The following is a 13,807-nucleotide window of genomic DNA, read 5'->3' as shown; positions in this document are numbered from 1 at the left end:
GATGCGGCCCTTGGGCGATCCGCTCCATCACCTGCGCCTGATGGCCCGGATGGGGCAGGCTGCGGGGGTTGAGCTGAGCGCTGCGCTGGCCGCAGGCCGGATCCCTCCCGAGGACTGGGCCGCGATGATCACCCGCTGCCGCAGCTGCGACGCGACCCTGCACTGCGAGGCCTTCCTTGCCATCCGCGAGCGATCACAGGCGCCGATGCCCGGCTGCCGCAATGCCGATCAGCTGATGGTGCTGCGCGACTGACGTATCGCAGCTACGACCCGCGACGCTGCCGCAGGCGGTGCCAGCGATAGAGCGTCGGCGCCAGCAGGTGATCATATGCCGCCGATGCAAGCTGGCGCAGACCGGGCAACCCGACGATCCGCGCGACCCAGCGATATCCCGGCATCTGCGCCCAAAGCACCAGAAACGCCGGGATGCCACTCAGCACCTCGCCCCGATGGCGCACATGCAGCCGTCGCGCCGCGCTATCGGCATCCACGCCCCACAGCGCCAGATCCTGCGAGTTCAGATCATCAAACCTAAGCGGCAAATCCCGCCGCTCCGCCAGATTGGCATAATGGCGGATCTCGATACTGCACACCGGACATTCCCCGTTGTAGAGAACCTCCGTGCTGTCATCCTGAGGGGTCGGCATGGTGGGTGCCTCTTTGCTGAACACTGATACCTGACGATATAGCGGCGCCGCGCCGCCGGACGAAGGGCAGATGGTCACAGGCAGCCCAAAAACTCCACGCGCCACAATCCATCCCGGTCCACCCCGTCCAACCAACAACGCGGCAAGGGGTAATGTTGCTGCGGTCTATCCAACCTTTGCAATAAATCTAAAGTTGTGCAAAATCACTCCAGGATTGTAGAAAATGATAATACCACCTTATTACGAGAGCGGCTTGGAGGCACCATGGACAGACCAGAATATCTAAAACAAGGAGAGCCTGCGCGCCTTTTCCCGGTTCTGTCCAACAACTCCAAAGAGGGCCGCACAACCTCAATTCTTCTCGCTTGCCTCTCGAAAGTTGAGGAACTTGCATCGGAGCTTCTGGCCTCTCTGGGGCAGAGAGCGGGAAAACGAACGTCGGTCGAGACATTTACCGAGGTTGTTTTTCACGGCCAAGAAGGTGGGGGCAAAGACCGCCCTGATGGGTTGATCATTGTGAGAAATGGCTCACGAGAATGGCGCGCTATGGTGGAGGCGAAGATTGGGAATAATCCGCTGACAGCAGAGCAGATTGAAAAATATCGGAACCTCGCCAAGGATAACGGAATCGACTGCGTCATCACAATTTCCAATCAGTTTGCGACCTTGCCTGCGAACCATCCGCTAGAAGATGTGCGCAAAAGCCGCTCTAAGATCCCTGTTTTTCATTGGTCATGGATGTTTGTTCTGACGGCTGTGGATTTGCTGATCAGCAATGACGGCGTGGCCGACGATGATCAGCGTGTGCTGCTGAATGAGCTGAGGCGGTTTCTGACCCATGAAAGCGCGGGTATTCGTGGTTTCGATCGAATGCCGCCGGAATGGGGAGAGTTAAACAAGCTGGTCTCTGCGGGTGGCAAGATACTGGCCAAATCGTCGGAGGCTGTCGCCGTATTGGAAGCCTGGCATCAGGAAACGAAAGATCTTTCCTTGATCTTGAGCAGGCAGACGGAGGCAAGCGTAAAAGAGCGCCTGAACAGAAAACACGCTAAAAATCCGGCAGACCGCCATAAAGACGAATTGAACCAGCTGAGGGAAACTCATCAATTACAAATCTGCTTTGACATCCCCAATGCTGCCGCACCTCTGGAGGTCGTAGCAGATCTTAACCGCCGGACAATTGAAGCGGGAATGACACTCAGAGCGCCTGAGGACAAGAAGTCGTCGAAAGCCCGTTTGAATTGGTTGCTGCGACAATTGAGAAGCGACGCCACTGACGATCTGTTTGTTCGCATGACTTGGCCGGGTCGCAGCGAAGACACCCATTTTCCCTTAACGGAATTGGTTGCCGATCCCGACCGCTGCGAGAAAGACAAAAACGGGCTTCAAGTTGTCAGTTTTCATATCTACGTTGCAAAGCGGTTGGGAGCAAAATTTACTCAGCAAACAAATTTTATCGCAGAGCTTGAGACCATCGTTCCAAAATTCTATCGAGAGGTTGGCCAAGACCTGTCTCCGTGGAGGAAACCTGCGCCAAGAATTCGGGAAACACAAACGGACGTCAGTGTTCAATCAATCGAAGATGAAGCAGAGGTAGAGGCGCTACGGGCACAATAGCTGCCCGGCGTTCGGGGGGACTAAGCCCTCCTAACGCCCCACAGGTCATACTCCCCGGCCTCGTCCACCTCGACCGTCACAAGATCACCCGCCTGCAACCCCTCGGTCCCCTCATCAATAAACAAGTTCCCGTCGATCTCCGGCGCGTCGGCCTTGGTGCGGCAGGTGGCGATGCCGTCCTCGTCGATGTCGTCCACGATAACCTGCATCGTCTGGCCAACCTTTGCCGCCAGCTTGGCCTCGGAGATCGCCTGGGCCTTCTCCATGAACCGCTCCCAGCGCTCCTGCTTTACTTCTTCCGGCACATGGTCCGGCAGATCGTTGGAGCGCGCGCCGTCGACGTTTTCGTATTTGAAGCAGCCGACCCGGTCCAGCTGCGCCTCGTCCATCCAGTCCAGAAGGTGCTGGAACTCCGCCTCGGTCTCGCCGGGGAAGCCGACGATGAAGGTGGAGCGCAGGGTGATGTCCGGGCAGATGGCGCGCCAGGCGGTGATCTCGTCCAGCGTCTTGGCCGCCGCCGCGGGCCGCGCCATACGGCGCAGCACATCCGGGTGGGCATGCTGGAAGGGGATGTCCAGATAGGGAAGCAGCGCGTTGTCCGGGTCCGCCATCAGCGGGATCAGCTCGCGCACATGCGGGTAGGGGTAGACATAGTGCAGCCGCACCCAGAGGTCCTCTGCCGGGGCCAGCTTGCCCAGCTCGCGGGAGAGGTCGAGGATATGGCTGCGCACTTCCTCACCCTTCCAGGGATGCGCGGAATACTTGCGGTCAAGACCATAGGCGGAAGTGTCCTGGCTGATCACCAGGAGTTCGCGCACACCCGCCTCCACCAGCTTTTCCGCCTCGCGCAGCACGGCGTGCACCGGGCGCGAGGCCAGCTTGCCGCGCATGTCCGGGATGATGCAGAACTTGCACTTGTGGTTGCAGCCCTCGGAGATCTTCAGATAGCTGAAGTGGCGCGGGGTGAGCCTGACACCGGTTGCGGGCAAGAGGTCCACATAAGGGTTGGGGGAGGGCGGCACCGCGGAATGCACCGCGTCCAGCACCTGCTCGTACTGGTGCGGGCCGGTCACCGCGTGAATGCGCGGGTGATGCTCGCGGATGTAATCCGGCTCGGCGCCGAGGCAGCCGGTCACGATCACCTTGCCGTTTTCCTTAAGCGCCTCGCCGATCGCCTCCAGGCTTTCGGCCTTGGCGCTGTCGAGGAAGCCGCAGGTGTTGACGATCACCGCGTCCGCGCCCGCGTAATCGGGCGAGATGCCGTAGCCTTCGGCGCGCAGCCGGGTCAGGATCCGCTCGCTGTCGACCAGCGCCTTTGGGCAGCCAAGCGACACCATGCCGAGGGTCGGCTGGCCGTCACGGGGTTTGTCGCGGAACTGCGGTTCCGGGGCAAGGTCGGGACGGAGGCTGGGCGGGTTGGCTGAACCGGGTGTCTGTGTCATGCGCGCGCATATATCAGGACTGCGGCAGGAGGCAAGGAAAACAGGGGTATTCAGCGTCACCACCTGTGCAGCGGGGCGGTGCAATATCGCGCTTCCTGTGTTGAAGGTGGCAGGCCAGGGCCCGTAACCTGCGGAACAGCCATAGTGATCCCGAGCGCAAGTGAGACGCGAAGAGCGGGCGATTTTGTGCTGTGACCTGCGCTGTCGCCCTCGCGCGTCTGGGCCTGCGCCAGCGGTTCCGGTTGCGATAAACCTCTGATGCAAACATGCAAACCTTTGATGCTGCGCGGGGGCTTCCTGCATTGCACCCCTGCGCGCAGGCGGTAAGCTGCGCAAAACCCCGTGGGGAATACGGGGGCAAGGCAAGAGGAGTGGGGTGATGAGGCTGATAATCCGGGTCATTGCGGCGCTGGTGGTGGCGCTGGTGCTGCTGCTGGCTGGGTTGTTACTGCTGCCAGGGGAGAAGCTGGCCCAGCTGGCGGCAACCCAGATCGAAAAGCAGACCGGTCGCACGGTCACCTTTGGCGGGCGCGTGGGATATACGCTCTGGCCGACGCTGGGAGTGAAGGCAGACCGTGTGGCGCTGTCAAACGCGCCATGGGCTGGGCCTGAGCCGATGCTGACGGCGGAACGGCTGACCATTGGGGTCGCGGCGGCGGATCTCCTGCGCGGTCAGGTCAGGATCACCGAATTGTCGGCTGTCCTGCCGCAGCTGAACCTCAGCACCCGCGCGGATGGCACCGGCAACTGGGTGCTTGAGCCACTCGCATCCGGTGCGGTGGAGACCCCGGCGGCCCCCTCCGGCACGATGGAAAGCCTGCCGATCAGCATCGAGGCGCTGACCCTCACCGGCGCCAGCCTGCGCTACGCTCCCCATGGCGAAACCCTGATTGAGATGAAACAGGTCGACCTGGCGCTGCAATGGCCTGATCCCACGGGCACCGTGATCGCCGATGTGACGCTGCGCCCGGCTGGGGCGCCGGTGCAGATCGCCGCCGAAATCGGCACGTTCGAGGCCTTCCTCGCGGGTCAGGTCGCCTCGGTCGGGGCGTCGCTTAGCGCTGACGATACGGAGCTGCGCTTTGACGGGCGGGCGGATATCAATGGCGCCGCCACCGGGCGGGTGACCGGCAAGAGCACCGATCTGGCGCGCAGCCTTGCGGTGCTTGGTGCGGCAGAGGGGATCGAGACCCCGGCGGTGGACAGCTGGCTCATCGGGTCTGATCTCACCTATACCCCCGACGGGCGGCTGGCGCTGCGGGATCTGACGCTGGAGGCGGATGCCAACAGGCTGCGCGGAGCTGCCGACGTGGTGCTGGGCGATGTGCCGATGGTGACGGCGCGGCTCAGCGGGGATCAGCTGGATCTGTCGGCGCTGCTGCCCTCGGGAGAGGCCGATCTGCCGGCCGCCGCCGCTGCGGGCAATGGTGACGATCCGGTCAGCGATGGCTGGTCGCGCACGCCGATGGACTTCAGCTGGCTCGCCGCGCTCAATGCCGCGATTTCGCTGGAGGTGCAGGAGGTGGAGACCGGATCTGTCCGCCTTGGGCCCAGCTCGCTGGACCTGACCCTTGACCGGTCGCGTGCGGTTCTGAAATTCCAGCCCGCCACGGTCTTTGACGGTCAGTTGCAGGGGCAGCTGGTGGTCAACAACCGCAACGGGCTGTCGGTCGGCGGTAAGCTGGGCTTTCAGGATATCCGGCTGGAACAGGCGCTGGGGCAGACCATGGGCTATGACCGCCTCAATGGTGAGGCGCTGGGCGAGCTTGAGTATCTGGGTGTCGGCAATTCGGTGGCAGAGATCATGTCCTCGCTCAGCGGCAAAGGTTGGCTGGAGGTCGGCAAGGGGTTCTTTACCGGCTTCGATCTGGAAGAGCTGATGCGCAGCGGCAGCGGCAATGGCGGCAGCACCCTCTTTGACCGGCTGACCGCCAGCTATACGATCGAGGGCGGCAATCTGCTCAATCAGGATCTGCTGTTGAGCCTGCGCGGGTTGCGCGCCGAAGGAGAAGGCCGCATCGGGCTGGGGGCTCAGGATCTGGACTACCTGTTCACCCCGAGCCTGCAACGCGGCGACGGCAGCACCCGTCTGTCGATCCCCGTTGCGATCACCGGTCCCTGGAGCGATCCCAAGATTCGGCCGGATCTGAAACGCGCGCTGGAGCCGGAAATCGACGCGGTGGAACAACAGGCCAAGGATCGCCTGCGCCAAAAGCTGGCCGAAGAGCTGGATACAGAGATCGCGCCGGAGCAGGACATCAATGAGGCCATCCGCGACCGGATCGAGAAAGAGGCAAAGGATCAGCTGTTGCGGCTTCTGGGCGGCGATTGATCCAGCCGCTAGATTCGAGTGGCCAGTTCCCACAGTGCCGACAACATAAGAACGCCCGCCAATGGCGGGCGTTTTTATCTCAGCTGCCGGAATGATCAAAAGGTCTGATCGTAGTCCCCGACCAGCGGTTCGGTGCGGATGACCGCGTCAATCTCGGCAAAGATCTGGCGCAACTCGGCCTCGCTCTCGCTGCTTTCGCAGACCACAACGAGGTTCGGCGTATTGGAGGATGCCCGCACCAGCCCCCAGGAGCCGTTATCCAGGATCACACGCGCACCGTTCACGGTGACGACTTCCTTGATGGGGCGGTCTGCCAGCGTCTCGCCCGCCTCGGCCTTGGCGACCAGTTTCTCCACCAGCCGCTCCAGCACGGTATATTTCTCGGTATCGGCACAATAGGGCGACATGGTCGGCGTCGCCCAGGTCTTGGGCAGTGCTTTCCTCAGGTCTGACATGCTCTTGTCGGGGTTGCGATCCATCAGCTTGCAGATCTCGACCGCGACCCGCATGCCGCAGTCATAGCCCCGGCCCACAGGTTCGGCGAGGAAGTAGTGGCCGGATTTTTCGAACCCTGCCAGCGCGCCGATCTCCTTCACCCGTCGTTTCATGTGGCTGTGACCGGTTTTCCAGTAGTCCGCCGTCACGCCATTGGCCTTCAGCTCGGGGTCGGAGGCAAACAGCCCGGTGGATTTCACATCCGCGACAAAGGTCGCATTCGGGTAAATCTTGCTCAGATCCCGCGCCATGATGACGCCGACCTTATCGGCAAAGATCTCCTCACCCTCATCATCCACCACGCCGCAGCGATCGCCGTCGCCATCAAAGCCAAGCGCCATGTCAGCGCCCGAGGCTTTTACGCTGGCGGACATGTCGTGCAGCATTTCCATCGCTTCAGGATTGGGATTGTAGTTCGGAAAGCTGTAATCCAGCCTGTTGTGGCTATCGACCACCTCAACGCCCATGCGCTCAAACAGCTCCGGCGCAAAGGCCGAGGCGGTGCCGTTGCCGGTGGCGCAGACCACCTTCAGCGGGCGAGACATTTTGAAATCCCCGACCAGATCGTCCAGATAGGCCTCTTTTACGCCATCCACAAACTGATACGAGCCGCCGGGACGGGCCACGCCCTCACCATTCAGGACGATATCGCGCAGCTCACCCATTTCGTCCGGGCCGTGGGTCAGCGGGCGTTCAAATCCCATCTTGACCCCGGTCCAGCCGTTGGGGTTGTGGCTGGCGGTGACCATGGCCACGGCAGGCACATCCAGATGGAACTGCGCGAAATACGCCATCGGCGACAGCGCCGGGCCGATATCGCGCACCTCGATGCCAGCCTGCATCAGGCCGATGATCAGCGCCTGTTTGATGGCGACGGAATAGTCGCGATAGTCATTGGCCACGGCGATCACCGGCGGGATGCCGCGCTTGTGCATCTGCGTGCCCAGTCCCAGCCCCAGCGCAGTCATGCCGGGCAGGTTGATTTCCTCGGGGTATTTCCAGCGCGCGTCATATTCGCGAAAACCGGTGGGCGTGATCATCGGATCGCGCAGAAAGCTCCAGGTGTTCGGGCGCACCTCGGGGATGGGTTTGGTCATGTCACTCGGCTCTCTTGTCAATCAGATGCGGATGGGATCGGCCTTGGCCAGGGCATCAAAACGCATCAGCGTCTCGATCAGCTTCGGCATCTGGTCGAGGTAGATCATGTTGGGCCCATCGCTGGGCGCGTTATCCGGGTCTTCGTGGGTTTCGATGAACACCGCCGCAATGCCAAGCGATACCGCTGCCCGCGCCATCAGCGGCGCAAATTCGCGCTGCCCACCGGTGGAGCCGCCCTTGCCGCCGGGCTGTTGCACCGAATGGGTGGCGTCCATCACCACCGGGTAGCCGCCCTGCGCCATCTGCGGCAGCGAGCGCATGTCAGCCACCAGCGTGTTATAGCCAAAGGAGGTGCCGCGCTCGGTCAGAAGGATGTTCTCATTGCCGGTGCTTTCCACCTTGGCGACGACATTGGCCATATCCCAAGGCGCCAGAAACTGGCCCTTCTTGATGTTCACGGCCTTGCCGGTCCTGCCTGCGGCCAGCAGCATGTCGGTCTGGCGGCACAGAAACGCCGGGATTTGCAGGATATCCACGGCCTCAGCCGCCACCGCGCATTGCGCCTCGGTGTGGACATCGGTCAGCACCGGCACATCAAATTCGCGGGCGATGGTCTGAAGCACCTTCAGCCCCTCATCGACGCCCAGCCCGCGTTTGCCGGAGAGCGAGGTCCGGTTGGCCTTGTCGTAGGACGCCTTGAACACATATTGCGCGCCGTATCTGGCGCAGGCCTCTTTCATCTGGCCTGCGATCATGCGGGCATGATCGAGGCTTTCCAGCTGGCAGGGTCCTGCAATCAGGGTCAGCGGGCGGTCATTGCCGATGCTGAGATCGGCGACGGAAATATTTTTCATGGCGTTATGACGAAACCTGTTCTCGGAGGATGGACGCAGTAAGCGAGCACATCAGGTAGATACCGGAAAAGATCAGGAATGCCAAAATCGTATTTTCAAATCGGCGGGGATAGGTCGCTTCCTCGCTGGGCACGGGTTCTACCGCCGTGGTGAGATAGCGCACCTGGCGGTTTGCCTCCATGCGGGTCTGTTCAACCTGTTGCAGCGCCGATTGCAGCATCAGATCGCGGGTCGCCAGATCAGCCTGCGCCATCTGGATCTGCACCGTCAGGCTGGCAAGCGAGTTTTCGCCGGCCGAGGCGTCAATCATGCGATCGTTCAGCCGCTGGATCAGGCTGTTCAGCCGCGCGATATCGGCGCGCGCGCCATCCACCTTGGCCTGATTGGGGCGGGTATTGTCCAGCAGGGCCGCCAGCTCCAGCTCCTTTTCCTGGCGCTGAAGTTCAAAGGTGCTGATCTGCGAACGCAGCGACATGATCACGCCTTCGGGGTCCAGCACGGTGCCGCGCTGTTGCAGCCGCACCAGTGTTTCCTGGGCATTGCGGCGTTTTTCTTCGGCCATCTCCAGCGCGGTTTCGGCATCCCCCACCTGATCGGAGCGTTTTTGCACCGACAGCTGGTTCACCTTTTCCTGCGCATAGCTGATCAGCTTGCGCGAAAACTCCGCCGAGATCTGCGGATCGGCTGCGGTGACTTCCATGCGGACCACACCCTCGGTCGGGTCGTAACCGATCTTCACGTGGCGCGAATAGGTCTTATAGGCTTCCTCATTGGTGGGGTTGTCGTTCAGCCGTTGGATCGGATCAATCCACTCTTGGGTGAAATGCGACTTGAATCCGATCTCGCGGTCCAGCCGCAGCATCGCCTCCTTCGATTGCAGATAGCTCTGGACCGCGATCGAATCCTGGCTGGTGGCAAACTGGGTGCCGCTGAGCAACCCGCCAAGACCGCCACCACTGCCTGCGCTGTCAGCCTTGAGCACGAGGAACTCGGATTTCGCGGCATACATCGGCGTTGCGACGCTGTAGAAATAATATCCCGCAAGAAGCGTGGGCAGCATGACGAAAAACGCCAGACGCGCGCCCAGCAGAAGCAACCGGCGGCGACGGCGGCGCGCAATATCGCGCTGAATTTGCTTGATTTCCCGGTTGCGCCGCTCCGCAGGGCTCAGCTCTTGGGCGGGCAGGGATATCTTGCCGACGGGGACTGTCTGCGGCAGTTGCACGCCGCCCGGGGCAGGCGGGCTGCCCGTCGGCTGGGCCTTGTTGGGCTGGACCACAAGCTCCAGCATATTGGCGCGCTGGAACGGATCGATGCCCTTTAGTCGCAGCTGGCGGACCGCGTCGAAATCAGAGGTGGCGGCCAGGTTGTTCTTCTGGGCGATGCGGCGCGCCAGTCGCAATTGACGGCCGGTCAGCCCTTCCTTGCGGATGTCATCCAGATTGGTGGACGGCTTGCCGGGTTTCGCGTTGCCGGATTGCGCGGCGGCGGGTTCCTTGATGATGACAGGCTCATCTGCGGCTGTCGGTTTGACCGTAGCACTATCCGCTGCTGCACTCGCCGCACTCGCCGCGCTTGCTACACTTGCAGACAGGGCGCCAGCGCCAGCCTGAGCGGCACCCGGTGGCGGCACGGGGCGCGCGGCGGCAGGCTGACCTGCCGTGGTGCCGCTCCGGCGGACGCGGAATTTACTCGCCTTGGGTTTGGTAGTCATAGAGCTGTTTCGCTTCTTCCAAGGTTTCAAACATATGCAACTGGCCATCAACCAGAACAGCCGCAGAGCGGACGAATTTCTCCAGCGTCTTGGGCTGGTGCGACACCATGATGATGGTGGTGGTTTCCAGCCGCTCCTGCAGGATGGCGCCGGCCTTCTTGTTGAATTCCACATCCGTGGTGCTGGGCATCCCCTCGTCGATGAGGAAGATATCAAAATCCAGCGCCAGCATCAGCGCAAAACTGAACCGCGCCCGCATCCCGGAGGAATAGGTGCCGACCGGTTGGTCGAAATATTCCCCCAGACCGCAGAGCCAGCGGCAGTAGGCCTCAACATAATCGGGATCCAGCCCATAGAGATTGGCGATATAGCGGGCATTGGCCATCGCCGAGAGGCGGTTGATAACGCCACCCATGAAGCCGAGGGGGAAGGAAATCCGGCAGCCCCGGCGGATATCGCCCTCGTCGGGTTTTTCCAGCCCCGCCATCATATTGATCAATGTGGTCTTGCCGGTGCCATTCGGCGCCAGCACCCCCATGGATTTACCAAGTTCAACGCGAAAGGACACCCGGTCAAGGATCACCTTGCGCTGGGTGCCGGTCCAGAAGGACTTGCTCACGTTTTCAAACTCAAGCATCGCGGGTTCCGGTGCTGCTCTCGGCCCCGTTCGGGGTCACTGATCCTCATCATGCGCCAGGCGGATCCCGGCGGCCTTATGACTGCACTAACAGATTTGTGTTAACGACATAGGCTGCTATTTGGACCATATTATGTCCAATTGTTACGGGTTTTGGCAACGCTCCCTTAACCAAGTGACGGGGCTTTGATCGTAAGATGGCGGTCGATGCCGGATGACAGAGGCCCTGGGCACCGGTTACGCGGGGTGAAAAACGGGGCCTGAGGCGTGGATGGCAGGGTCGGATATGACGACAATTGATCAGCTGCGACAGGAGATTCGCGCCTGCCGCCTTTGTGCTGCGCGTTTTGCCGCCACCAGCACCAGACACAGCCCGCGTCCGGTCGCCTGGTTCGACAGCGCCGCCCGTATCCTGATCGCAGGTCAGGCGCCCGGCGCGCGGGTCCATGACAGCGGCCGCCCCTTCACCGATCCTTCCGGGGATCGCCTGCGTGAGTGGCTGGGTCTGAGTGAGGCGCAATTCTACGACCAGTCGCTGGTGGCCATTGTGCCCATGGCCTTTTGTTTTCCGGGTTATTCGCCGAAGAAAGCCGACCTGCCGCCGCCTGCCATCTGTCGCAATACCTGGCACGACCGGGTGATGACCAGCCTGCCCAATATCGGCCTGCGTGTGCTGGTCGGGGCCTATGCCCACAGCTATCACCTGGGTGGCAAACAGCCGGTTCAGGCGCGGGTGGAGAGCTGGCGGGACCACGCGCCGCAGGACTTCCCCTTGCCACATCCGTCCTGGCGCAATACCGCATGGCTGAAACGCAATCCCTGGTTCGAGACCGATCTGCTGCCGGTCCTGCGCGCCCGGGTTCAGGAGCTGATAACATGACCGAAGCCACCCCTCTGGACACCAGCCATGCCGCGATGCTGGCCGCGCCGCAGGATGACGCGGCCCGCCTGCGGTTCTACGAACGGCTGGCTGATAGCGAGCTGTTCCTGATGCTGGCCCGCGAGGCAGAGGGCGACAGTATCGCGCCCGAGCTGTTCGAGACGGAGGAGGGGACCTTTGCGCTGGTTTTTGACCGCGAGGACCGGCTCGCGGAATTCGCCGGTCGCATCGTGCCCTATGCTGCGCTGTCGGGGCGGGTTGTGGTGCAGATGCTGGCAGGGCAGGGCGCAGGCGCAAACATCGGCCTTGGCGTTAACCTGGATGTGGCACCTTCGGCAATCCTGATCCCGGCCGAGGCGGTGGCCTGGCTGCATGAGACGCTCGGCCAGATGCCTGCCGAGGTTGACGCCGAAATCGAGGCGATCACCGCCCCCGGAGGCCTGCCGGAAGTGCTGGTCACCGCGCTGGACACCAAGCTGGCCACCGCCGTTGGGCTGGCTCAGGCCGCCTATCTGGTCGGGCTGAACTATCGCGGCGGCGGGCAGGGGCATCTGCTGGGCTTTGTCGATGCCAGGGACGCCGCGCAGCCCGCGCTGGCCAAGGCGGTCGGAGAGGCGCTGACCTTCTCCGGGGTTGAGGCGGGTGCGCTGGATGTGGGTTTCTTTGCCAGCAGCGATGCGATGGCGGCGCGGCTGGCGCAGGTGGGACTGCGGTTCGATCTGCCGCAACCGGCAGAACCGAAACTGCCCTCTGCCCCCGGACGGGATCCTGAAAATCCGCCCCGGCTCAGCTAGGGCGGCAGGTCTGCGGGTCTCAAACAGAAACATCGCGGCCCGGTTAGGCGCCGCGATGTCCAGTGTCTTCTGCAATGGTGGTAGGCGGGGCCGTCCCCGCCCGCGGTCAGCTGTCGGCCTCTGCCGGTTCCAGTTTGTCCTGCGTCTTGGTGTCGAAATCCGACGCATCATGGCGTTCGCGCAGCTGGGTGTGCAGCTCGCCAAAGGCACGGTTCACCATGCGGCCACGGGACACGGCCGGACGCGCATCGATCTCCTTGGCCCAGCGGAGCACATGGGTATAGCTTTCCACATCCAGGAATTCCGCTGCCTCATAAAGCCGCCCGAGCACCAGCTGACCATACCAGGCCCAGATCGCCATATCGGCGATGGTGTAATCCTCACCGGCGATGAAACGGGTCTCGGCCAGCTGGCGGTCCAGCACATCCAGCTGACGCTTGGCCTCCATCGAGAAGCGATTGATCGGGTATTCGTATTTTTCCGGTGCATAGGCGTAGAAATGGCCAAAGCCGCCGCCGAGATACGGCGCGCTGCCCATCTGCCAGAACAGCCAGTTCATCACCTCGGCGCGCGCGGCCCCGGACTTTGGCAGGAAGGCATCGAATTTTTCCGCCAGATGCACCAGGATCGAGCCGGATTCAAACACCCGCACCGGCGTGTCGCCGCTACGATCCATCAGCGCCGGGATCTTCGAATTGGGGTTCACCTCGACAAAGCCGGACCCGAACTGATCGCCTTCGCCGATATTGATCAGCCAGGCGTCATATTCAGCCCCCTTGTGACCTGCGGCCAGCAGCTCCTCCAGCATCACCGTGACCTTCACCCCATTGGGCGTGGCCAGCGAATAAAGCTGATAGGGGTGTTTCCCGACCGGCAGCTCCTTGTCGTGGGTGGCACCGGCGATCGGGCGGTTGATCGAGGCAAAGCGGCCACCGCTCTCCTGGTCCCAGGTCCAGACTTTCGGTGGGGTATAGGTTGTGTCACTCATCTGTTGGCCTTGTTATGAAAGGGTTTTTGAATGGATCAGGTGATGGTGGCGCAGCGTCCCCCAGCAGGGGGGCCGCGCCGTATCCTGCAACAGATAATCAGGTCGCGCAAAATTCCAATGACTGGAAGGTCTGTGGCATACACTTTTTCTTGACCGGGGAGGGCTGCGGCCTGCCAGTTGTAACAAATCCCCGCGTCAGATCACGGCGGCTCCGCACTGGACACAGGGACGTGAGCCCCCCTTCGCATCGCCTGCGATCTCTGGCTAGTGTCTGAACAGCCCGGCCCGGATGGTCGGCGTTCCGCTTCT

The 13,807-nt window shown here is 62.1% G+C and carries 12 protein-coding genes; 5 read left to right on the top strand and 7 right to left on the bottom strand.

Going from position 1 to position 13,807, the window contains the following annotated elements; translation table 11 throughout:
* The first annotated feature begins 1 nt into the window (after window position 1).
* Complete coding sequence (locus WLQ66_RS10170) at window positions 2-253, top strand: DUF6455 family protein (RefSeq protein ID WP_340546190.1); 252 nt, start codon at window positions 2-4, stop codon at window positions 251-253.
* Window positions 254-263: 10 nt separating this feature from the next.
* Here the strand turns inward: WLQ66_RS10170 and WLQ66_RS10165 are convergent, their stop codons facing one another.
* Window positions 264-647: a thiol-disulfide oxidoreductase DCC family protein gene (locus WLQ66_RS10165; protein WP_340546189.1), complete on the bottom strand. Its 384-nt coding sequence runs from the start codon at window positions 645-647 to the stop codon at window positions 264-266.
* A gap of 264 nt (window positions 648-911) precedes the next feature.
* Between WLQ66_RS10165 and WLQ66_RS10160 the strand changes: the two genes are divergently transcribed.
* Entirely contained in the window at window positions 912-2,264 is a 1,353-nt protein-coding gene (locus WLQ66_RS10160; RefSeq protein WP_340546188.1) for a hypothetical protein, read from the top strand.
* A gap of 20 nt (window positions 2,265-2,284) precedes the next feature.
* Here the strand turns inward: WLQ66_RS10160 and rimO are convergent, their stop codons facing one another.
* Window positions 2,285-3,706, bottom strand: a complete 1,422-nt coding sequence (gene rimO / locus WLQ66_RS10155; RefSeq protein ID WP_340546187.1) for a 30S ribosomal protein S12 methylthiotransferase RimO — start codon at window positions 3,704-3,706, stop codon at window positions 2,285-2,287.
* Between the two features lie 379 nt (window positions 3,707-4,085).
* Here rimO and WLQ66_RS10150 point away from each other — a divergent pair, with 379 nt between their 5' ends.
* Window positions 4,086-6,038, top strand: coding sequence for an AsmA family protein (locus WLQ66_RS10150; RefSeq protein ID WP_340546186.1), 1,953 nt, complete (start codon window positions 4,086-4,088; stop codon window positions 6,036-6,038).
* Between the two features lie 95 nt (window positions 6,039-6,133).
* Here the strand turns inward: WLQ66_RS10150 and WLQ66_RS10145 are convergent, their stop codons facing one another.
* The 4 genes from WLQ66_RS10145 to WLQ66_RS10130 are packed head-to-tail and all read right to left on the bottom strand — an operon-like array spanning window position 6,134 to window position 10,836.
* Window positions 6,134-7,630 carry a phosphomannomutase/phosphoglucomutase gene (locus WLQ66_RS10145; RefSeq protein WP_340546185.1) on the bottom strand — a complete coding sequence of 499 codons (1,497 nt, stop codon included), beginning with the start codon at window positions 7,628-7,630 and terminating at the stop codon, window positions 6,134-6,136.
* A gap of 21 nt (window positions 7,631-7,651) precedes the next feature.
* Window positions 7,652-8,485 (bottom strand): 3-deoxy-8-phosphooctulonate synthase, encoded by an 834-nt coding sequence (kdsA, locus tag WLQ66_RS10140; protein ID WP_340546184.1) that lies wholly within the window; start codon window positions 8,483-8,485, stop codon window positions 7,652-7,654.
* Window positions 8,486-8,489: 4 nt separating this feature from the next.
* Window positions 8,490-10,199: a KpsE/RkpR family capsule polysaccharide export protein gene (locus WLQ66_RS10135; protein WP_340546183.1), complete on the bottom strand. Its 1,710-nt coding sequence runs from the start codon at window positions 10,197-10,199 to the stop codon at window positions 8,490-8,492.
* Window positions 10,174-10,836, bottom strand: coding sequence for an ABC transporter ATP-binding protein (locus tag WLQ66_RS10130; protein WP_340546182.1), 663 nt, complete (start codon window positions 10,834-10,836; stop codon window positions 10,174-10,176). The genes WLQ66_RS10135 and WLQ66_RS10130 overlap by 26 nt, the downstream gene beginning before the upstream one ends.
* Before the next feature lie 286 nt (window positions 10,837-11,122).
* Here WLQ66_RS10130 and WLQ66_RS10125 point away from each other — a divergent pair, with 286 nt between their 5' ends.
* Together WLQ66_RS10125 and WLQ66_RS10120 are read left to right on the top strand one after the other, a co-directional pair.
* A complete protein-coding gene (locus tag WLQ66_RS10125; protein ID WP_340546181.1) occupies window positions 11,123-11,716 on the top strand; it encodes a uracil-DNA glycosylase family protein in 594 nt (197 codons plus the stop codon).
* Window positions 11,713-12,510 carry an SseB family protein gene (locus WLQ66_RS10120; protein WP_340546180.1) on the top strand — a complete coding sequence of 266 codons (798 nt, stop codon included), beginning with the start codon at window positions 11,713-11,715 and terminating at the stop codon, window positions 12,508-12,510. Before WLQ66_RS10125 ends, WLQ66_RS10120 begins: the two co-directional genes overlap by 4 nt.
* 106 nt (window positions 12,511-12,616) lie before the next feature.
* Here the strand turns inward: WLQ66_RS10120 and yghU are convergent, their stop codons facing one another.
* A complete protein-coding gene (gene yghU / locus WLQ66_RS10115; protein WP_340546179.1) occupies window positions 12,617-13,498 on the bottom strand; it encodes a glutathione-dependent disulfide-bond oxidoreductase in 882 nt (293 codons plus the stop codon).
* Window positions 13,499-13,807: the final 309 nt, after the last annotated feature.

Origin of the sequence: Phaeobacter sp. A36a-5a, from assembly GCF_037911135.1 — a bacterium.
In the GTDB taxonomy this organism is placed as follows: domain Bacteria; phylum Pseudomonadota; class Alphaproteobacteria; order Rhodobacterales; family Rhodobacteraceae; genus Phaeobacter; species Phaeobacter bryozoorum.
The sequence above is the reverse complement of the archived record's forward strand: the minus strand, read 5'-3'. Positions and strand labels throughout refer to the sequence as shown.

Excerpts from the sequence above, each read along its gene's own strand:
- WLQ66_RS10170 (WP_340546190.1), top strand. The coding sequence starts at position 2 with ATGCGGCCCTTGGGCGATCCGCTCCATCACCTGCGCCTGATGGCCCGG.
- WLQ66_RS10165 (WP_340546189.1), bottom strand. The coding sequence starts at position 647 with ATGCCGACCCCTCAGGATGACAGCACGGAGGTTCTCTACAACGGGGAA.
- WLQ66_RS10160 (WP_340546188.1), top strand. The coding sequence starts at position 912 with ATGGACAGACCAGAATATCTAAAACAAGGAGAGCCTGCGCGCCTTTTC.
- rimO (WP_340546187.1), bottom strand. The coding sequence starts at position 3,706 with ATGACACAGACACCCGGTTCAGCCAACCCGCCCAGCCTCCGTCCCGAC.
- WLQ66_RS10150 (WP_340546186.1), top strand. The coding sequence starts at position 4,086 with ATGAGGCTGATAATCCGGGTCATTGCGGCGCTGGTGGTGGCGCTGGTG.
- WLQ66_RS10145 (WP_340546185.1), bottom strand. The coding sequence starts at position 7,630 with ATGACCAAACCCATCCCCGAGGTGCGCCCGAACACCTGGAGCTTTCTG.
- kdsA (WP_340546184.1), bottom strand. The coding sequence starts at position 8,485 with ATGAAAAATATTTCCGTCGCCGATCTCAGCATCGGCAATGACCGCCCG.
- WLQ66_RS10135 (WP_340546183.1), bottom strand. The coding sequence starts at position 10,199 with ATGACTACCAAACCCAAGGCGAGTAAATTCCGCGTCCGCCGGAGCGGC.
- WLQ66_RS10130 (WP_340546182.1), bottom strand. The coding sequence starts at position 10,836 with ATGCTTGAGTTTGAAAACGTGAGCAAGTCCTTCTGGACCGGCACCCAG.
- WLQ66_RS10125 (WP_340546181.1), top strand. The coding sequence starts at position 11,123 with ATGACGACAATTGATCAGCTGCGACAGGAGATTCGCGCCTGCCGCCTT.
- WLQ66_RS10120 (WP_340546180.1), top strand. The coding sequence starts at position 11,713 with ATGACCGAAGCCACCCCTCTGGACACCAGCCATGCCGCGATGCTGGCC.
- yghU (WP_340546179.1), bottom strand. The coding sequence starts at position 13,498 with ATGAGTGACACAACCTATACCCCACCGAAAGTCTGGACCTGGGACCAG.